We start from the raw sequence: 18,691 nt of genomic DNA on the forward strand, positions 1-18,691 counted from the left end.
TAAAGGTCTGTGTAATCACCTATATCGGAAATGATGCTAATCATCTCTGCATAAGACACTCGTCATCAGATCAGCAAAGCCTTTATTTCATTTTCCATTTCCAATTTTTGATTTCAGGCATGTCATCCAGATTAGTACAGATATATGCCCTATGTTCGGCTAGTTTTGCTTCACAAAAGCTAACAAAACCATTTGCCTGTTCCTGCATTGCGGGTACTCTCCTTACTGCTTCCATTGCCAGATGATAGCGGCTCATCTGATTTAATACCACCATATCAAAAGGAGTTGTTGTTGTACCCTCTTCCATAAATCCCCGCACATGAAAACGTGCTGGATCGGGCCTGCCGTGTACCAGATCATGAATAATGCGCACATAACCATGAAAAGCAAAGATTACTGGTACGCTATCTGTAAAAAGCAGCTTAAACTGCTCCTTACTCATCCCATGCGCATGGTACGCCACAGGTGACAGCGCCATTAAATCTACAACATTCACCAGGCGTACTTTAAGCGCTGGCAGGTGTTCATTTAAAATGGAAATTGCCGCAATCGCTTCAAGTGTCGGTACATCACCCGCACACCCTAAGACGACATCAGGCAAAGTACCATTTTCATTACCCGCCCATTCCCAGTTGGATGCTCCCTTAGCACAGTGTTCAACCGCCTCGTCCATACTTAGCCACTGAAGCTCTGGTTGTTTACCAGCAATAACTACATTCACATAATTCTTACTACGCAGACAATGATCCATAACAGAAAGTAAAGTGTTGGCATCTGGTGGAAAGTAGATTCTGATAACTGTACTTTTTTTATTAGCGACCGTATCAATAAAACCTGGCCCCTGGTGACTATAACCATTATTATCCTGCCTCCAAACGTGTGAAGTCAGTAAATAATTCAATGAAGCAACGGGCTTTCTCCAGGAAAGTTCACCTGCAGTTTTCAGCCATTTGGCATGCTGGCTAACCATCGAGTCGACTATTGTTACAAATGCCTCATAGCAGGGAAAGAGTCCATGCCGGCCGGTCAAGATATATCCTTCAAGCCATCCTTCGCATAAGTGTTCACTTAAAACCTCCATTACACGTCCATCTGGAGCGAGTTTATCATCGATCGGGATAATTTCTTCCATAAAACAGCGATTGGTAGCCTCAAATACGGCTTCCAGGCGATTTGAGTTAGTTTCGTCGGGACAAAATAACCGGAAGTTACGGTGTTTATCATTTAGCTTAATGACATCACGAAGATACTTGCCCAGATTACGCGTACTTTCGGCCTCCAGTTCACCAGGAGCCCTTAAAACAACAGCATAATTTTTAAAATCCGGAAGTAATAATTCGTGTAGCATCAACCCACCATTTGCGTAGAGCGATGCGCTCATTCGTTTTTTATACCTGCGGGCGGGAGCCAGTTCTGCCAATTCCGGAATCAGGTTTCCCTGAGCTGTAAATAGTTTTTCAGGCTTATAGCTACGCATCCACTCCTCCAGCATCTTCAATTTTTCAGGATCCTCTTTTACTCCAGTCAAGGGCACCTGATGTGCTCTGAATGTACCTTCGATAGGTACACCTTTCCATGATTTGGGACCTGTCCAGCCTTTTGGGGTCCTTAAGATAATCATTGGCCATTTAAAGTCATGGACGATTCCAAGTTTGCGGGCATTCGTCTGTATGTTTTTGATTTTCTGATAAACTATATCCAGCGTTAAAGCCATCTGTCTATGCACTTTGATCGGTTCATCTCCTTCTACAAAGAATACCTCATATCCATATCCGCTAAACAATTCTTTTAAAGAGTGGTCATTCATACGTGCAAAAACAGTGGGTCCTGATATTTTGTAACCATTCAGATGTAAGATAGGTAACACTGCACCATCTCTTACCGGGTTCAGGAAGCCTTAGAGTTCCAGCTGGCAGCTAATGGTCCCGTCTCAGCCTCACCATCACCAATTACGCAAACAGCCAGTAAATCTGGATAATCATATACTGCCCCGAAAGCATGCATTAGAGAGTATCCTAGTTCCCCTCCCTCATGGATGGAACCAGGGGTATGTGCACTGACATGACTTGGAATACCGCCCGGTGTAGAAAACTGTCTGAATAACTTCAGCATACCAGCTTCATCCTGGCTAACTGAGGGGAAAATCTCAGAATAAGTTCCTTCCAGATAGGTATGCGCTACCACTGCTGGTGCCCCATGGCCTGGCCCGCATACATAAAGTATATCAGCATTGGTATCTTTGATCAGTCTGTTTAGATGAACATATACTAGATTTAAGCCTGGAGAAGTACCCCAGTGCCCCAATAGCCTGGGTTTGATATCTTCAGATTTCAATGGTCTTTTCAATAATGGATTAGACTGTAAATAGATCTGACCGGCAGACAGGTAGTTAATTGCCTGCCAATAAGCATGTATCTTTTCAAGATGCTTCTCTGATAAGGTATTCATAATTTCTTTTATTAAGTGTTCGTGATATCCCCGATATGTTTTGCAATCATCCAGGCCTCATTTGTTTTGATTATCTGGATGTTAACTGCGCTATCTAAAGTAGAAATGATATGGTCTCCGGTCTGATTGCGAACCGGATCTAACCTGATGCCCATAAACGCCATGTCCCTGCAGATTTGTTCACGGATAAGGGGAGCATTTTCGCCGATCCCCCCTGAAAAGATCAGCATATCCACTCCACCTAAAACTGCTGCCAGTCCAGCAATTTGTTTTTTGGCCTGGTAACAGAATATGTCAATTGCTTCCCGGGCCCGGGGATCTGAAGACCGATCCTGGATTAACTGCTCCATATTTCCAGTACCAGCGATTGCTTTCAACCCAGAGGAATTACTGAGCAGTTCATCCAGTTGCTCAGGTGTCATTTGGTATTTCCTTAGCAAAAACAGATCACCCCCGGATCCAGATCCCCCGACCGCGTACTCATAACCAAGCCGCCAATCGGACTCATACCCATAGTTGTTTCCTGGCCTATCCCACCGGAAACCGCGGCCATACTTGCTCCGTTGCCTAAATGCGCAATAATTATTTTCTTTTCATCAACACGCTCATTTTTGCTGTAGAGCTCCTGTAAGATATATTCATAAGAAAGTCCGTGAAATCCGTAACGCATCAGACCTTGTTCCCGATACGCCCGGGGCAAGGCATAAAACTTAGCAACAGATGGCATATTTTGATGAAAGAATGTATCAAAACAGGCGATATGAATAGCTTTTTTGAAAGACTTTCGAAAAATTCGAATCAGCTGAATTTCTCCCGGGAGATGATTAGGTGCGAGATAAATGTAAGTCTCAAGCATGTCAATCAGATCTTCGTTGATTATTTCAGGCGTTCTATGTAAGGAGCCACCTTGTACCAGCCGATAGCCAATGTATTGAATTGGAAACCGATCAGATAACGATTCTAATCTATTGATTAACTCGGCAGCAGCCATTTCCAGGTTAAGATAACAGGTCTCTTTGCTCAATGTAAGCTCACCTGCTGGATCACTGATTAGCAATTCAGCTTGTTTATCCCCAATTCCTGTTATAGATCCGGACCATTCCAATTTCAAGCTGCTATGATGATAAAGGCTAAATTTGAGGCTGGAAGAACCTGAATTGAGTACCAAAATAAAACCACCGAAAGTATTTGACTGATCCATTTCTTAACATAGTCCAATTACAAGCCTGAATTAGTTTGCAAAATAACCGATCTCAAATCTAGGCGTTGATATTTCCCTGAAGCATGACCGGACACCAGACAAAAGATGACCTCTATCATCAGACTACTACTACTTAGAATTAAAACAATATGCACTTTGGATTGTCTATATTGTGCAGGTTAGCAATATCCCAACAATATGGAAAATACCGTTCTGCTTAAAGCGATTATCGATAATGCGCGATAGACGGTCTGATTACTATAGATGACCAGGGAATAATTGAATCCATTAATCCTTCAGCCTGCAAACTCTTTAGTTATACTGAACAGGAAATTCTTGGAAAGAACATCTCCATACTGATGCCACAACCAGATCGGATGCAACATGATGGTTACCTCTTTCGCTATAAAAAAACTGGTCAGGCCAGCATTATTGGTGTTGGAAGAGAATTGACTGGCTTGAGAAAAAACGGGAGTCAATTCCCTTTTCGTCTGGGTGTCAGCGAGGTAAAATACTCAGGAAGGATTATTTATGCTGGTTTTATTCATGACCTGAGCCGGGAAAAAGAAGCCGAATCAAAACTCCAGGATTATGCAGCTTTACTGGAGGATCAGGTACAGGAGCGAACCTTTTCTCTTCGGGAAACTGTTGAGGCCTTAGAGCAAACCAAGGCCGAATTGAATCTATCTCTTGAAAATTTACACAATACTGTTTTCACTTTAGAACAAACCCAGCGGGAACTGAACTTATCTCTGGCAAAAGAACAGGAATTAGGTAAGCTTAAAAGCCGTTTCGTTTCTATTGCATCGCATGAATTCCGTACCCCCTTGAGTATGGTGCAGCTTTCTGCATCGCTTATTGAACGTCATGCTCTTCCTTTTGACAATCCCAATATCAGCAAGCATGTAGACAAAATAAAAGATGCCGTACTGAATGTTACTGCTATCCTGAATGATTTCCTTTCCCTTGAAAAATTAGATGGCGGAAAAGTACTGACCAAATTCAACCACTTTAATCTGGCTGAATTCGCTGCAGAAATTACCGAAGAGATGCAAGTCGCTTTAAAAGGGAGACAAAAAATAGTCTTTGTGCACAGAGGCTCGGAAGTCATGATTACACTAGATCAAACATTATTGAAAAACTGCATCGTTATACTTATTGACAACGCTATAAAATACTCTGGTGAAGAAAGTTCCATACAATTCTACACCAAAATCAATGAAAATAACTGTACCATTAGAATTTGCGACAATGGCATTGGGATACCTTTTGAAGACCAAAAACATCTTTGTGAACCATTTTTCCGTGCCCACAATACTGGAAAGATCTCTGGCAACGGACTTGGATTAAGTATTCTTTCCAGGTACACCGATCTGATGAATGGTAAAGTAGATTTCAAAAGCAGAATTAACCGGGGTACGCTTTTCACCCTCACATTTCCAATATCATGAACAAAAAAATATTGATCATTGAAGATCACGACGCCATAAGAGGAAACATAGTTGAGATCCTGGAAATGGCTCAATACACTGTTTTTGAAGCTGACAACGGCAAAACAGGTATAGAAATGGCTTTAAAGCATATTCCTGATATCATTCTCTGCGATATCATGATGCCTGAACTTGACGGATACGGGGTTTTGTATATGCTCAATAAGTACACTGAGACTTCATCAATTCCTTTCATTTTTCTGACTGCCAAAGCTGAACACAATGACTTGCGTAAGGGAATGGAGATGGGAGCAGATGATTATCTAACCAAACCTTTTGATGATATTGAACTGCTGAATGCCATTGACGTCAGACTAAGAAAAAAAGCCCATTTACAACTCCAAAATCAAAACACGGCTGATGAATTCAAATTACTGGTAGCCAAAACTGATGGTCTGGCAGAATTTGCAAAGATCATAGCGGGCCATAAGAGTCGTGAATTCAGAAAAAACCAGGTCGTTTACTATGAGACAGATCATAGCAAAGGCCTGTACCTGATTCTCCATGGTAAGATCAAAACTATTAAACTTTCGCTGGACGGCCGTGAATTGATGACAGGTATGTATGCATCCGGGGATTACCTTGGCATTAATGCTATTTTAGGAAAAAGTACTTATACCGATACAGCAACCGCTATAGAGGATAGTATACTCTGCCTGATCCCAGTGGAAGAGCTTGAAAAAGTCATTAATCTTTATCCTGATGTAGCGAGAAAATTCATTCATCTTTTATCCAATGATAATCGGGCAAAAGAAGAGCAGCTCCTCCAGCTGGCTTATGATTCAGTAAGAAGAAAAATGGCAGGAGCTATTCTTCGCCTGTATCACCAACAAACAATAAAGAAAGACTTTTTCTGCGTTACACGTGAAGACTTAGCGGCAATGGCCTGTATGGCTACAGAAACAGTAAGCAGAACCTTATCAGATTTCCGCAACGAAAAAATAATTGAACGTGAAGGGTCAACCATTACGGTACTGGATCTGGAAAGGCTTGTGAAAATGAAGAACTAATTAAGCCGTGAACAGCAAACAACTTAATGATTAACATCAACCCTTCTACTGATTCACATCAAATTAAATTATTATTTCTTGCTGATCTTTATATCAAAATTAAAACTTAAACGATATGGAAGAGTTAGTAAAATCAAAAAAATCTGAAAAAACATCTTCAATGATCGATAACTTCTGGAAAACAGATGTTTTTGATAATACAGATGAACCTGAGCATGCAGTAAACATCAGGGATACAGAAGCTAAGTTCAAACTGGAAGTTGCCGCCCCTGGATTCAAAAAGGGAGATTTCAAAATTACTACCGATAATGGAATACTGACTATCACCGCAGAGTCTAGTAAGGAAGAGCATAAAAATGAAGAAAACTATTCCCGAAAAGAATTTTCACGTTCTTCCTTCACTGGTTCATTCCACCTTCCTCAAGATGTAGCACAAGATCATATTTCTGCCACTTACCGCAAGGGATTACTTTGTATAGATCTTAAAAAAGTTGGTTTAATTGAGCCTCAAAAGAGAGAGATTAAAGTACACAAGTAAAAAAGCGGGTATTAAATAAAAACAAACGAAGATTTGCAAAGAGATGCAAAACGAAATCAAACAATAAAGAGCTGTTCCGTATTCGGGACAGCCCTTTAATTTATATTTTCACCGGGTGATAGGCATCATCATTTTGAATGGTTCTTTACATTTAAATAGCCCGTCTTTACCTATAACATGCAAAAATGACCTCATGAAACCACATATTAAGCAATTGCAATTATTAAAATTAGTGGAAGAAATTGAGGGGCATGCCATTTTGGTTTTAGACAAAAAAGGTTATATCGAAACATGGAATAAGAGTGCTGAAAAGATTAAGGGCTACAAGGCTGAAGAGATCATTGGACAAAACATCAGTGTTTTCTACACGAATGCCGACTTAATGACCGGTCTGCCGGAAAGGCCGCTTGCCGAGGCTACATTAAATGGAACAGCTTATAATGAAAGCTGGAGATTAAGGAAGAATAAAACCAAATTCTGGGGCGCAGTAACTATTACCGCTTTGCACGATGATAAAGGAAATGTAACCGGTTTCGCGAAAATAACACGGGACCTTACTGAGAAAATGGAGGCAGAAACCATCATCAGACAACGTTCAAGAGAATTGGAAATTAAGAACAAGGAGATCGAACAATTCGTCTATATTGCCTCTCATGATCTTCAGGAACCTTTATTCACGGTAACTAATCTGGTTGAATTTTTTCAGACAGAATATGCGCATTTGTTTGATGAAAATGCAAATACATATTTGAATTTTATTATCCAGACAACCGACAGGATGAAAAAGCTGATCAAAAACTTGCTGGATTATTCCTATCTTGGTTCGGAGAAAAAATTAGCAAAAAAAACTGACTGCAATCAATTGCTGGATACACTGACCTCTGATCTTGCGAACCAGATCAAAAAGTCCGGGACAAAAATATCCTATAAAAATTTGCCCGTTATAAAATGTTATCCGACAGAGCTGAGCCAATTGTTCCAGAATCTGATTAGTAATGCCATAAAATTCAGAGACAAAGATGAGTTCCCAAAAATAGAAATCTCTGCAATAAAGGTACCCAAATACTGGCGTTTTGAAGTAAAAGATAATGGGATTGGCATAGATCCCAGGTTTAAAGAAAAAATCTTCCTGATATTTCAACGTCTGCACGGCCGGACTGAATATGAAGGTAGTGGTATTGGTTTAGCCTATTGTAAAAAAATAGTCGAATACATGGAGGCATGATTTCAGTAGAATCAAATAATGGCAAAGGAAGCTCCTTTGTATTTACCATACCATTCAAACCTAATTTGCTTCCAACATGAAAAAACATGAGGTAATTCGGGGACAATAAGCTAGCGTTCCGGAAAATTACTGACCTCAGTGTGTCTGATCTGCCCCCCAAGATAACCTGTTCTCGCCACTAAACCAAAGCAGACAATTGAACCTATTAGAATAACAATTGCAATAACTCTTCTAAATGGAATAAGCTCAGGATTGAAAGTGAAAGCAAAAAGGGAAAGGATACCCAGGATAGCTAAAGCTATAATAGACGACTCTGCTGACTCCTCATGTGATTCAATCGTATTTTCAAAAAAACCAGGAATGTGCTTAATAGTCTCTTCAGCCGGTTCCCCTGTAAGGTAAGCAATTCCGCCACCTATGCTGGCAATGACTAACACTAAGTAAGCGGCTAGTATAGTTTGATGGCTATGGAAATACAAGCCATAGGCTAGTACGACGGCACCCAGAAATGCTCCGAAAATTGGTAGATGTGTAATCAATAAATGAAAGTGGGTAAAATCCATAATCTTAATTCAATAAAGGATGTCTAATATTAATTATTCCTTTTTAAAGGAAATTATTGGTATTCTGCTGTAAAAGCTGTATTCAGCGGCATTTGAAGGGAGCATCAATTTTTCTAAAAAAGATCGGGATTGATGGGTGAAAAATGTGACTAACCGGAAGTTCACCCCGATCAAATTCATCGATTTGATAATATTTTTCATAAATGCTGTAATTTCCAGCCTGGTTTGATTTAGAAAAGTCTCCTTATATACAAGATAGGCATTTCCAGACCAGGAAAATGGCTTCACGATATGATAGGCGTGCAGAACAATTAAATCTGCATTCCTCACCCCTGCCAAATTAATAGCAAAACGTATAGCAGACTTCGAATTTACAGACTGGTCGGTAGTGACAATTATTGTTCCCATATTTTGCCTTATTTATATCGTTCATTGGAACGAAGAATTTAAAGTTACAGCTTCCATCAGGCTATTATTATGATTTAAATCACCTTAACCGATGATTTAAATCGCTTTATTTAACTTATACCAACTTCAGAGAGTCTTCAGATTTTAATCCCATATTTACTTTATGAAATTTCTGATTGTTGAAGATGAAGAAAGCCTGAGAATTAGTATCTATCAATATCTGACAGTTGAGGGAAACATTTGTGACTATGCCTCTACTTATGAACAAGGATACCAGAAAGTATCCATTTATGATTATGATTGTATTTTACTGGACTTAACCCTGCCTGACGGAGAAGGTCTCCAACTATTAAAATATCTTAAAAAAATAAATAAAGCAGACGGCGTACTGATTATTTCTGCCCGCAATTCTTTAGATCAAAAAATAGAAGGTCTAAGTCTCGGTGCTGATGATTACCTGATCAAACCCTTCCATTTGTCTGAGCTGTACGCCAGAATACAATCCATAGTAAGGCGCCGGCATTTCAACGGAAATAGTATTTTTCATTTCAATGAAATAGAAATTGATACTACCGCTAAAGAAACAAAAGTAAATGGTAAGCCGGTATACCTGACCAGAAAAGAATTTGACCTCCTGCTATATTTTGTAGCCAACAAAAATAAAGTCATTTCCAAGGCGGCCGCTGTAGTTCATATCTGGGGCGATGATGCCGATATGGCCGACAGCTTTGATTTCATTTATACCCACATTAAAAATGTAAGAAAGAAACTAACAGATTCTGGCTGTAAAGAATATTTTCATTCTGTTTATGGTGTAGGTTATAAATTCACCGATACATGAAGTTATTCAGCAGCTATAACAGGATCTTATCGGTCATTACACTCACAGGTTTACTGGTTATAGGATTTCTCTTTTATCAAACGCTCGGGCAATACATCAACAAACAGATTGATGATCATCTGTACGAGGAACTCCTCGAGGTACAGGACTTTGCGCACGTTAAAAATATTCTACCATCTCCTGATGGTTTTGATGATGTCATTGTTGAATATAAAAAAATACACCGGCTATCAGATAAGCATAGATTATTTGCTGATACAAATTTCTATAATCCTAAAAAAAAAAACATACTGAATCAGCAAGATACCTGAAGACAGAATTAGTCATAAACGGACAGCCTTATGAGATCATGATCATGGCTTCCAAATTTGAACGGCAGGAACAGATCAAAAGTATTATTCTGATCATCTTATTACCAGTAATGATCTTGTTATTGATCTTATGGATGGTAAACAGAGTCCTGATCAAAAGAATGTGGCTACCATTCCGCCAATTGTTAACAAATATCAAAGCATTTAACATTAACCAGGAGAAAGTATTTGAACCAATTCATACCCGTATAGAAGAATTCCAGGAATTGAATAAGGCCGTTCTTGATGTATCCTTAAAGGTCAAATCAGATTACAGGGAGATTAAACTATTTACAGAAAATGCATCCCATGAAATGATGACACCGCTTGCAGTAATCAACTCAAAACTTGATACCTTGTTGCAATCCAATACACTTGGTAAAGAAGAAAGTGAAATTCTGGCTGATCTTTATAAGGCGACCTCAAAATTGACAAAGTTGAATCAATCACTCCTGCTTCTGGTTAAAATTGACAACAATCAGCTCCAGGACAAAGAGGAAATCGATCTTAAGGTATTAATTAATGAGAAGATCAGCTATTTCCAGGAACTCATTCAAAAAAGGGATTTGCAGATAGAAACAAAGATGAGTTCATTCTCTGTATTTGCAAACCGTTCTTTAATAGAAATATTAATCAATAACCTGTTCAGCAATGCCATCCGGCACAATTACAGTGGAGGCTCTGTGCTGATTACAATAACGGAGGATAGCCTTATATTTTCGAATACCAGCTCACGAGGGGCACTCCATCCCTTAAAGATTTTCGAAAGGTTTTATAAGGACAATGCTTCAGATGGTACAGGTCTGGGACTCGCTATTCTGAAACAGGTATGCTTAAAACAGAACTATAAATTAAATTACAGTTACGAGCACGAATACCATCAATTCAAGATCACATTTAACATATTTTAACAGGTAACTTCACAATGTCTTCAGAATTCACTTTGATATTAGCATCATTATTTAATGAACTAAGATCAGGGACAGATGAAACTATTACTAATTACATTATTATCAATTCTTCCAGGCTCATTGATCTGGATGGGCAACTTTACCGAGGCACAACAACAAGCTAAAGCCACCCATCAACAAATTCTGATCAATTTCTCCGGATCGGATTGGTGTGGCCCATGCATCCGTTTAAGAAAAGAAATCCTCGAATCGGAAGTTTTTGAGACTTATGGCAAAGCTCATTTGGTACTGGTCCGTGCAGATTTCCCACGTCAAAAGAAAAATCAGTTGTCTTCCGGACAGACTAAACTAAATGAAGCACTGGCAGAAAAATATAATCCGGATGGTAAATTCCCCTATACCCTGCTCCTGGATGAAAAAATGGAAAAGTTTTAAAATCATGGGACGGCTATCCAAATGAAACTCCTGAAAATTTTGTTCAGGAAATTCAGGCCATAGGCTCTGGTAAATAAAAAATGATGGAGACAAATGCAGCTTATAAGCGCGTATTAAAACTTATGGGCAATCGTTTTGAGTTTACTGTAATTGCTGCTCATCAGGCTGCGGGCGAAAAAGCAATTGATCAGGCCGTAGCTGAGGTTAGACGGATCGAAGAGTTATTAAGCACGTTCAAAGATACCAGCCAAACCAGCCTCATCAATCAGAATGCTGGCATAAAACCTGTAAAAGTTGATCAGGAAGTAATTGAGCTCATTCAGCGTGCAGTAAAAATATCAGACATTACCCAGGGTGCTTTCGACATTAGTTATGGCTCCATTGATAAAAGTCTTTGGAACTTTGATGTCAATATGACTTCGCTGCCAGATTTTGAAACGGCACTTGAATCGGTAAGCCTGATTAACTACAAGAATGTAATTGTAGTAGATCCTGAAAATTTTACGGTCATGCTCAAACATGAAGGCATGCGTATAGGATTTGGTGGCATAGGAAAGGGCTATGCAGCTGACAAGGCCAAACAGCTATTGCAAAATATCGGTATCGAACACGGAATCGTAAATGCTGCAGGAGACCTGATTACCTGGGGAAACCAGCCAGCCGGCAGGCCCTGGTCCATAGGCATCGCCGATCCTGATCAGAGTGACCGTCCTTTTTCTGCACTAAACATTAGCGACATGGCTATTGCAACATCTGGCAATTATGAAAAGTATGCCACTATAAACGGCCGTAGATACTCACACACAATTGATCCGAAGACTGGTTTACCAGTTAGTGGAACTAAAAGTGTAAGTATCATTTGTCCCAGTGCTGAACTGGCCGATGCATTGGCGACACCTGTGATCGTAATGGGCGCACAAGTAGGCCTTGATCTGATCAATCAATTACAACAAGTAGCCTGTATTATCATAGATGATAATGACAATTGTGTATACATCCAAAAATATTAATGTAAAACAATGATATGAAAACGTCCATTCCAATGTCAGTACTACTAGGCGCAGGCTTTTTTGCCCTTAGCCTGCTGAGCGCGTGCGCAACGGTAAAACCGTATCAGAAAAACAAGCTTAATGATGCTGAAATGGTTTTATCCTCCCGAACGGCGCAAAAATTTGAACAGAGTTTCCAGTTATACCGCGAAGGTGGTTCTGGCGCCAATGGTGGCAAAAGCGGTGGTGGTTGTGGCTGTAACTAAATAAAATCATGAGAAAGATTTATCTGCATGTACTCCTGCTGTTCCTCGGTGTTTTAGGTGCTCAAGGACAAATTAAGGTTAAACCTGCTGCTGCCGATAGCAGTAACTATCAAAGCAGGAAACTTAAAATAGACGAAATTAACCTGGTATCGGCCTATTATCACCAAAATGGCAATAATTCGGCTGTTACGGGTGGTATTGGAACAGAAAAACTGACTGACTTCGCCAATACCATCATCGATTTGCAATTGTCTAAATTCAACAAAGCAGGTAAAAAAAAAACACCTTTTTGTTCGAATTGGGTGTCGATCATTATACCTCTGCTTCGTCGGATAAGATTGATCCAGGTACGATTTCTTCAGCATCCATGGCAGATACCCGTATCTATCCATCTTTAAACTGGACACAAAGTAATGAAAAAACAGGGAATGCTTTCGGTTTTACAGGCTCCTTCTCCAAGGAATATGATTATCAGTCATTAGGTGCAGGATTTAACCTTACCCGTTTGTCAAAAGATAAAAATACTCAGTTCGATTTTAAACTGCAGGCATTTTTAGATACCTGGAAAGTCATTTTACCTATTGAACTAAGACCCGTAACAAGTGGTAGCAATGGCCGTGAATCTAAGAACGAGGGCTCTAGTCCGAGAAATTCATTCAGTGCCTCATTTTCTATTTCACAGGTTATCAATCCAAAACTTCAGGCACTGATCATTGTTGAACCGGCCTATCAGAAAGGTTTACTAGCTACCAGATACCAGCGTGATTATTTTACAGATGGTTCTTTAAGGGCAGAAACTCTCCCAGATCAAAGGTATAAACTGCCTATTGCCGCAAGATTAAATTACTTTGCCAGCGATCAGGTGATTATACGGACTTATTACCGCTATTTTATGGATAACTGGGGTATCAGGGCACATACTGCAGAAATAGAAGTTCCAGTAAAACTTACTCCGTTTATCTCCTTAAGTCCTTTTTACCGCTATAATAAACAAACAGGAACCCGTTATTTTGCACCCTACGGGCAGCATGACCCTTCTGCTACCTATTTCACCAGCGATTATGACCTGTCGAGTTTGAACAGTGATTTTTATGGGGCTGGCATCCGGCTTGCACCACCACATGGTGTATTTGGCTGGCAGCATCTCAATATGCTGGAACTTAGATACGGGCATTACAGCAGATCTACCGGTCTGGTTTCTAACATCATTACTTTAAATCTAAAAGTTAAATAAAGAGACTCACCTCATCTGGAACATGAACTTCCAGATGCACTAAAATGCAATAGACATGGCTATCATTGAACCATTGAGGAAAGATATTATAAACCCTGCTGAATTGAAAAAGCATAGCAGATCACTTAGGTTATGGCATTGGCTAAATCTGTTGGTCATTACCGGATCACTATTGACAGTATTGTTAAACTCAACTTTGTTTGAGGTAAAAAGTAATACCAGCTTCCTACAACAACAATCCGGCACATCAATAACTACCGAACAAGCCAAAAATATAGCCCATGGTATAGAAGACCAGATCTGGAGTATTCACATTTACTTTGGCTATGCACTTGCAGCTTTATTCTTGTTCAGGTTACTCTCTATATTTTCTTTGTCCGGAAGGCATGGGTTTTTCACGAACTTAAAAAGCGCTTATCAGGCTTATCGTAAACATAGTAAACAATCTAATGCAGCACTACATGAATTTACTGTAAAATCATTATATCTTTTATTTTACTTACTTCTGGCCTGGCCATTATGGTGTTCACAGGTTTATCCATGGCATTTGACAAGGAACTTGGTATCAGCAAATCAATAAGCCACAGTATTAAAGAATTTCATGGTTTTTGTATGTATTTAATCCTGATCTTTATCTCAGTACATATTGTTGGCGTACTAATGGCAGAAAGAAGAGATAGCAGAGGTATTGTATCAGACATGATTAACGGAGGTAAAGCATAATATGGAACTTGAAGAACATTATACCAATAGAAGCGGCATGCTTCCGATGCTGGTTTCTATTTTTGCGCCACTACACTTAATGGTCATTTACCAATACAGTTTTTCGATCGTATTTTAGCCATCTCGCACCACTTCGCCAAAAAAAATGACCACCCTCATCACTAAGCTTGATCATCATCATGTTAAACATTCAACTAATCTTATAATTTTATGCCAGATAATATTTAAATTAAAAAAAATGAATAACCTGGCATTAATCAATATCCTCAATAATGCCATTGATGGCATTATTACTGTAGATTTTATTGGGAAGATAGAATCTGTAAATCCATCAGCCTGCAAAATTTTTGGTTATACTCCAGAAGAGGCGATTGGAAAGAATATTTCTGCGTTTATGCCCTGTACAGATAAAAAAGAGGGTACGGATTATAAACAACGCTATCAGCCAGGAATAGTTCCTGATATCACGGGCATTACGTTTGAAGTAATGGGGTTAAAGAAAGATGGCACAGTTTTTCCCTTTCAATTAGCAACAAGTAAGTTTGAAAACAGAGGAAGAAAAGCTTTCACCTGCTTTATTCATGAGCTAAAGGCTGAAAAATCAGAAAATAAAACACAAGCAGAATATCAACAGACCGTTTGCAATTCTACCAGTTAAGATGAGAACGATAAATAAGAAAAGTATCTTAGTGCTCACTGATTTCTCAGAGTATTCCAAAAATGCAGCAGAATCTGCATTGAGTCTGGCTATCAAGATGAAGGTAAACATCATTTTACTGGACATCTATCCTGTACCTTCAGTATTATCTTCGACAGAAGTTCCTTTCCCAATTGAATATTATGACATTGCAAAACAGAAAAGTATCAATAGTCTTAGAAAAAAAAAAATACGACTTCAGTCCATTTTAAAAAAGAATAGTGATCTTTTAATAACACCCGATTTAATATGTCTGAATGAAGGCCATTCTTTTTCGACTATGGGACACTGGATCAAGAAGAAAAAAAATATTATCCTGGTTATTATGGGTGGCCGTCATCATCAGGGCAGTGATATTCTGTTTGGTAGCAGCATCAATGCTATTATTGGCAAAAGCAATTGCCCTGTTCTTCTTATCTCTGAAGAACTGTTAAGTGACACTATAAAAACCATAGTCTTTGCAACTGATCTTGCAATTGAGGACATGAAGCAATTAAAGCTTTTAACAGAAAAAGCAGATTTGTTTAAATTTCATATTCACGTCTGTCATATTTCACCCCCAGATCAAATAGTAATTAATTTTAATGAAGAATACCACTTATCCGAATTTATTCAGGAAATGGGCAAGCTAACATTCAAAAAAATATCTTTTAAAAATATACAAGGTAAAAATATAGTTCAGGATCTGATAGCATTCAATGAAGAAATTCACTCAGGTCTTCTGGTGTTGATCCATAAGAAACATTCCTTTTTATGGAAGCTATTTCATAAAAGTAATGCTAAAGGATTAATTAGAAACCAGAAATCGCCACTGCTAATCTTACCTGGTTAAAATTTACTTTTCCATTTCACAATTTCATACCATATCACAGAAAGGAATCCGACAAGGCTGCTTATAAACAACTGGTCTATATTCAGACGCTGAAATTGAAAGAACTCCATTACTGGACTTACATAAATCAAAATAGCGGAAATCAGGATGGTAATACTTATCATAATGGGTACCAAGTTGTTCCGGTACTTTAGTGTATCGATTAAGGAGTATTTAAATGAACGGTTGATCAACGTTAAAAAATATATTCGCCGCTATTAAACCTGTAAAAACCATTGTTCTGGTAAGCGCTTCATTGTAATTTTTATTTACTGCATACTGATAGATAAATAGTGTACCTGCGGTAATCATTAATCCCTGAACAACGCTTGTCAGAAGTTCCTTGAAATTAAAAAAAGTAACTGTGAATGGTCTGGGTTTTTGAAGCATAGCGTCCTTTTCTGTAGGTTCATTTTCATAGATAATTGAGCAGGTTGGCCCCATAATCAATTCTAAAAAGATAATATGAACCGGAGAAAAAATATTAGGGTAGACCCAGCCCAGTACCAGTGGAATAAAGACAGTCAGAATAATTGGGATGTGAATAGATATAATGTAGCGGATCGCCTTCTTTAAATTCGTATAAATCCTTCTGCCCATAGCTATAGCATTAACCATTTTTCCTAGATCATCTTCCAGCAAAATCAAGGAGGCAGCCTGTCTGGCTATTTCCGTTCCCTTCTTTCCCATCGCAATACCAATATGGGCTGCTTTTAGTGCCGGACCATCATTCACACCATCTCCTGTCATGGCTACAATTTGATTTTCTGCTTTAAGTGCATTGATAATTCTCAGCTTTGCTTCAGGAAACATTCTGGTAAAAACGTTTGTTTTCATTACAGTTTGTTGAAGATCATAGTCGTTTAAAGCCATTAATTCATCACCAGTAATTACTTTTTCAGCACCAGCAAAACCTATTTGGCGGGCAATTGCAATAGTAGTATTCGTATTATCCCCGGTAATTATTTTCACTGCAATACCCGCATTGTAAAACGCTTCTAAAACTGATGGAATGTTTTCTTTAGGCGGATCATAGAACCCTAAAAGACCCTTAAAATCAAATTGAAAAGATTGCTGAACTGTCGGAAAATTATCACCCTTAAGAAAAGCTTCTCCAACTGCCAATACCCGATATCCTTCTTTAGTTAAATCATCTATTGCTTTTTCAATCTGATTCTTTTCCATATCAGTTAGATTTGAGCATTTAATTAATGCTTCAGGAGCACCTTTAGTGGCAATTATACGATCTCCCTGCTGGTTCTGGAAAATATGGGTCATCATAGGGGGCTTCCCTCCTAAAGGATATTCATGAATCATTTGATAAAAAGGTCTTGCATCAGAACTCATTATTTTTCTATATGCAGCATGTAATTCAATTTCCATAGGATCGAACGGAATTGACTCACTTGCCCACATTCCGTAGGTCACCAGTGTTTTTTGCTCGTTATTTAATGGTTCAGTTGTACTTGAAATCAAGTTTGTACCTGGCACAAAAAGCTTTGACAAACTCATTTTATTTTCAGTAATAGTTCCCGTTTTGTCGGTACATATAACAGTAGCACTTCCTAATGTTTCTACAGTTTTCATCTGCTTCACTACTATTCCCTGTTTCATTAAATGCCAGGCACCCAAAGCCATAAAGGTGGTAAAAGCTACAGGAATTTCTTCAGGCAGAATGCTCATTGCCAGTGTAAGTGCTTTGAGCAAACTATCTAAAAGATTATTGGAATGGAAATAATTAATTCCCCAGACCAGGATAAAAATGATGAAACCCGCAATGACCATCTTCTTTACAAAGTTCCATATTTGCAATTCTAAAGGCGTTTTCTCTTCTTTGATATTTTCCAGACTCTGACCAATTTTGTTGAGTCTGGTCTGACTTCCAATTGCTGTAATAACAGCAATAGCTAATCCACTGGATACGGTCGTACCCTGGTAAATTAAATTATCAGATTGATTTTCATCTTTGAATAGAGATAAAGATTCTCCCGAGAGTAAGGACTCATTTACCGAAAAATCATTTGAATGAATAATCACGCCATCAGCAGCGATACTGGTTCCCTCTTCTGCAACCAGGTTGTCTCCAATAACCAGATCTTCCGTCTTTACCGATATAACCCCGCCATTCCTGATCACTTTAGACTTTGGTTTTGTGAAGTCTTTTAGTTTTTCTAATGCGTTTCGGCTCCTTGAATCCTGATACAATGAAATAGCAGAACCAATACAATAGAACATGATAAAAACAATCCGTCTCCTACATTACCACTGATAAAATAGATAAGTGCTGTAATGAATAATAAAATTACCATAGGTTCTCTGACTAAACTTATCAAAGCGCTGATTATGCCACTCTCTTTTTTATAATTTACACTGTTATATCCATATTTTTTTCTGGCAGAGAGCACCTGAACGGGAGTTAAACCCTTGATTCCGAAGATATTTTCAATCATATTGTGTTAATTATTACAAGAGAATGTTCCCATCTGTTTTT

General features: G+C 38.7%; 23 protein-coding genes and 1 pseudogene. 16 read left to right on the forward strand and 8 right to left on the reverse strand.

Annotation, left to right across the window (positions count from 1 at the left end):
* Positions 1–82: 82 nt before the first annotated feature.
* The 3 genes and pseudogenes from ACWYN3_RS11325 to ACWYN3_RS11335 form a co-directional block, all read right to left on the reverse strand.
* Positions 83–1,867 carry a phosphoketolase gene (locus ACWYN3_RS11325; RefSeq protein ID WP_456221240.1) on the reverse strand — a complete coding sequence of 595 codons (1,785 nt, stop codon included), beginning with the start codon at positions 1,865–1,867 and terminating at the stop codon, positions 83–85.
* A gap of 20 nt (positions 1,868–1,887) precedes the next feature.
* Entirely contained in the window at positions 1,888–2,448 is a 561-nt protein-coding gene (locus ACWYN3_RS11330; RefSeq protein WP_456221241.1) for a phosphoketolase family protein, read from the reverse strand.
* Positions 2,449–2,459: 11 nt separating this feature from the next.
* A pseudogene (locus ACWYN3_RS11335) lies at positions 2,460–3,649 on the reverse strand (acetate/propionate family kinase).
* A gap of 287 nt (positions 3,650–3,936) precedes the next feature.
* Here ACWYN3_RS11335 and ACWYN3_RS11340 point away from each other — a divergent pair.
* The 4 genes from ACWYN3_RS11340 to ACWYN3_RS11355 all read left to right on the forward strand — a co-directional run bounded on the left by ACWYN3_RS11340 (position 3,937) and on the right by ACWYN3_RS11355 (position 7,912).
* A complete protein-coding gene (locus ACWYN3_RS11340) occupies positions 3,937–5,100 on the forward strand; it encodes an ATP-binding protein (RefSeq protein WP_456222963.1) in 1,164 nt (387 codons plus the stop codon).
* A complete protein-coding gene (locus ACWYN3_RS11345) occupies positions 5,097–6,149 on the forward strand; it encodes a response regulator (RefSeq protein WP_456221242.1) in 1,053 nt (350 codons plus the stop codon). Before ACWYN3_RS11340 ends, ACWYN3_RS11345 begins: the two co-directional genes overlap by 4 nt.
* Before the next feature lie 115 nt (positions 6,150–6,264).
* Entirely contained in the window at positions 6,265–6,687 is a 423-nt protein-coding gene (locus tag ACWYN3_RS11350; protein ID WP_456221243.1) for an Hsp20/alpha crystallin family protein, read from the forward strand.
* A gap of 193 nt (positions 6,688–6,880) precedes the next feature.
* The gene (locus tag ACWYN3_RS11355) at positions 6,881–7,912 is read left to right on the forward strand and encodes a PAS domain-containing sensor histidine kinase (RefSeq protein ID WP_456221244.1); all 1,032 of its coding nucleotides are present in this window, start codon (positions 6,881–6,883) and stop codon (positions 7,910–7,912) included.
* A gap of 110 nt (positions 7,913–8,022) precedes the next feature.
* On the opposite strand, the gene ACWYN3_RS11360 is transcribed toward ACWYN3_RS11355, so the two are convergent.
* Complete coding sequence (locus ACWYN3_RS11360; protein ID WP_456221245.1) at positions 8,023–8,451, reverse strand: hypothetical protein; 429 nt, start codon at positions 8,449–8,451, stop codon at positions 8,023–8,025.
* A 57-nt stretch (positions 8,452–8,508) separates the two neighbouring features.
* On the reverse strand, positions 8,509–8,883 hold the full coding sequence (locus tag ACWYN3_RS11365) for a universal stress protein (RefSeq protein ID WP_456221246.1): 375 nt from the start codon (positions 8,881–8,883) through the stop codon (positions 8,509–8,511).
* 163 nt (positions 8,884–9,046) lie between these two features.
* Here ACWYN3_RS11365 and ACWYN3_RS11370 point away from each other — a divergent pair, with 163 nt between their 5' ends.
* The 12 genes from ACWYN3_RS11370 to ACWYN3_RS11425 all read left to right on the forward strand — a co-directional run bounded on the left by ACWYN3_RS11370 (position 9,047) and on the right by ACWYN3_RS11425 (position 16,161).
* Positions 9,047–9,724: a response regulator transcription factor gene (locus tag ACWYN3_RS11370; protein WP_456221247.1), complete on the forward strand. Its 678-nt coding sequence runs from the start codon at positions 9,047–9,049 to the stop codon at positions 9,722–9,724.
* Positions 9,721–10,035, forward strand: a complete 315-nt coding sequence (locus ACWYN3_RS11375) for a hypothetical protein (protein WP_456221248.1) — start codon at positions 9,721–9,723, stop codon at positions 10,033–10,035. The genes ACWYN3_RS11370 and ACWYN3_RS11375 overlap by 4 nt, the downstream gene beginning before the upstream one ends.
* Before the next feature lie 14 nt (positions 10,036–10,049).
* Positions 10,050–10,985, forward strand: a complete 936-nt coding sequence (locus ACWYN3_RS11380; protein ID WP_456222964.1) for a sensor histidine kinase — start codon at positions 10,050–10,052, stop codon at positions 10,983–10,985.
* 75 nt (positions 10,986–11,060) lie between these two features.
* On the forward strand, positions 11,061–11,420 hold the full coding sequence (locus tag ACWYN3_RS11385) for a thioredoxin family protein (protein WP_456221249.1): 360 nt from the start codon (positions 11,061–11,063) through the stop codon (positions 11,418–11,420).
* A gap of 80 nt (positions 11,421–11,500) precedes the next feature.
* Positions 11,501–12,430 (forward strand): FAD:protein FMN transferase, encoded by a 930-nt coding sequence (locus ACWYN3_RS11390; protein WP_456221250.1) that lies wholly within the window; start codon positions 11,501–11,503, stop codon positions 12,428–12,430.
* 32 nt (positions 12,431–12,462) lie between these two features.
* On the forward strand, positions 12,463–12,675 hold the full coding sequence (locus ACWYN3_RS11395; protein WP_456221251.1) for a DUF4266 domain-containing protein: 213 nt from the start codon (positions 12,463–12,465) through the stop codon (positions 12,673–12,675).
* A gap of 8 nt (positions 12,676–12,683) precedes the next feature.
* Positions 12,684–13,073, forward strand: coding sequence for a hypothetical protein (locus ACWYN3_RS11400; RefSeq protein WP_456221252.1), 390 nt, complete (start codon positions 12,684–12,686; stop codon positions 13,071–13,073).
* The gene (locus tag ACWYN3_RS11405) at positions 13,043–13,909 is read left to right on the forward strand and encodes a DUF3570 domain-containing protein (protein WP_456221253.1); all 867 of its coding nucleotides are present in this window, start codon (positions 13,043–13,045) and stop codon (positions 13,907–13,909) included. The genes ACWYN3_RS11400 and ACWYN3_RS11405 overlap by 31 nt, the downstream gene beginning before the upstream one ends.
* A gap of 55 nt (positions 13,910–13,964) precedes the next feature.
* Positions 13,965–14,489: a cytochrome b/b6 domain-containing protein gene (locus ACWYN3_RS11410; protein WP_456221254.1), complete on the forward strand. Its 525-nt coding sequence runs from the start codon at positions 13,965–13,967 to the stop codon at positions 14,487–14,489.
* Positions 14,450–14,632, forward strand: coding sequence for a cytochrome b/b6 domain-containing protein (locus ACWYN3_RS11415; RefSeq protein WP_456221255.1), 183 nt, complete (start codon positions 14,450–14,452; stop codon positions 14,630–14,632). Before ACWYN3_RS11410 ends, ACWYN3_RS11415 begins: the two co-directional genes overlap by 40 nt.
* 238 nt (positions 14,633–14,870) lie before the next feature.
* Positions 14,871–15,290 (forward strand): PAS domain S-box protein, encoded by a 420-nt coding sequence (locus ACWYN3_RS11420; RefSeq protein ID WP_456221256.1) that lies wholly within the window; start codon positions 14,871–14,873, stop codon positions 15,288–15,290.
* A gap of 1 nt (position 15,291) precedes the next feature.
* Complete coding sequence (locus ACWYN3_RS11425) at positions 15,292–16,161, forward strand: universal stress protein (RefSeq protein ID WP_456221257.1); 870 nt, start codon at positions 15,292–15,294, stop codon at positions 16,159–16,161.
* Here the strand turns inward: ACWYN3_RS11425 and ACWYN3_RS11430 are convergent.
* From ACWYN3_RS11430 to ACWYN3_RS11440, 3 genes are read right to left on the reverse strand one after another with little or no spacing between them, the layout of a single operon-like run.
* Entirely contained in the window at positions 16,158–16,394 is a 237-nt protein-coding gene (locus tag ACWYN3_RS11430) for a cation transporting ATPase C-terminal domain-containing protein (protein ID WP_456221258.1), read from the reverse strand. The two genes, ACWYN3_RS11425 and ACWYN3_RS11430, sit on opposite strands and share 4 nt — an antisense overlap.
* Positions 16,375–18,435: a cation-translocating P-type ATPase gene (locus ACWYN3_RS11435; RefSeq protein ID WP_456221259.1), complete on the reverse strand. Its 2,061-nt coding sequence runs from the start codon at positions 18,433–18,435 to the stop codon at positions 16,375–16,377. The genes ACWYN3_RS11430 and ACWYN3_RS11435 overlap by 20 nt, the downstream gene beginning before the upstream one ends.
* Positions 18,372–18,650 (reverse strand): cation-transporting P-type ATPase, encoded by a 279-nt coding sequence (locus ACWYN3_RS11440; protein WP_456221260.1) that lies wholly within the window; start codon positions 18,648–18,650, stop codon positions 18,372–18,374. The genes ACWYN3_RS11435 and ACWYN3_RS11440 overlap by 64 nt, the downstream gene beginning before the upstream one ends.
* Positions 18,651–18,691: the final 41 nt, after the last annotated feature.

It is taken from the genome of Pedobacter sp. NJ-S-72 (assembly GCF_053890575.1).

Coding starts and splice junctions, on each gene's coding strand:
- ACWYN3_RS11375 (WP_456221248.1), top strand. CDS start 9,721: ATGAAGTTATTCAGCAGCTATAACAGGATCTTATCGGTCATTACACTC.
- ACWYN3_RS11395 (WP_456221251.1), top strand. CDS start 12,463: ATGTCAGTACTACTAGGCGCAGGCTTTTTTGCCCTTAGCCTGCTGAGC.
- ACWYN3_RS11420 (WP_456221256.1), top strand. CDS start 14,871: ATGAATAACCTGGCATTAATCAATATCCTCAATAATGCCATTGATGGC.
- ACWYN3_RS11390 (WP_456221250.1), top strand. CDS start 11,501: ATGATGGAGACAAATGCAGCTTATAAGCGCGTATTAAAACTTATGGGC.
- ACWYN3_RS11365 (WP_456221246.1), bottom strand. CDS start 8,883: ATGGGAACAATAATTGTCACTACCGACCAGTCTGTAAATTCGAAGTCT.
- ACWYN3_RS11330 (WP_456221241.1), bottom strand. CDS start 2,448: ATGAATACCTTATCAGAGAAGCATCTTGAAAAGATACATGCTTATTGG.
- ACWYN3_RS11405 (WP_456221253.1), top strand. CDS start 13,043: ATGGCAGATACCCGTATCTATCCATCTTTAAACTGGACACAAAGTAAT.
- ACWYN3_RS11385 (WP_456221249.1), top strand. CDS start 11,061: ATGAAACTATTACTAATTACATTATTATCAATTCTTCCAGGCTCATTG.
- ACWYN3_RS11355 (WP_456221244.1), top strand. CDS start 6,881: ATGAAACCACATATTAAGCAATTGCAATTATTAAAATTAGTGGAAGAA.
- ACWYN3_RS11425 (WP_456221257.1), top strand. CDS start 15,292: ATGAGAACGATAAATAAGAAAAGTATCTTAGTGCTCACTGATTTCTCA.
- ACWYN3_RS11440 (WP_456221260.1), bottom strand. CDS start 18,650: ATGATTGAAAATATCTTCGGAATCAAGGGTTTAACTCCCGTTCAGGTG.
- ACWYN3_RS11350 (WP_456221243.1), top strand. CDS start 6,265: ATGGAAGAGTTAGTAAAATCAAAAAAATCTGAAAAAACATCTTCAATG.
- ACWYN3_RS11370 (WP_456221247.1), top strand. CDS start 9,047: ATGAAATTTCTGATTGTTGAAGATGAAGAAAGCCTGAGAATTAGTATC.
- ACWYN3_RS11410 (WP_456221254.1), top strand. CDS start 13,965: ATGGCTATCATTGAACCATTGAGGAAAGATATTATAAACCCTGCTGAA.
- ACWYN3_RS11400 (WP_456221252.1), top strand. CDS start 12,684: ATGAGAAAGATTTATCTGCATGTACTCCTGCTGTTCCTCGGTGTTTTA.
- ACWYN3_RS11345 (WP_456221242.1), top strand. CDS start 5,097: ATGAACAAAAAAATATTGATCATTGAAGATCACGACGCCATAAGAGGA.
- ACWYN3_RS11435 (WP_456221259.1), bottom strand. CDS start 18,435: ATGTTCTATTGTATTGGTTCTGCTATTTCATTGTATCAGGATTCAAGG.
- ACWYN3_RS11415 (WP_456221255.1), top strand. CDS start 14,450: ATGGCATTTGACAAGGAACTTGGTATCAGCAAATCAATAAGCCACAGT.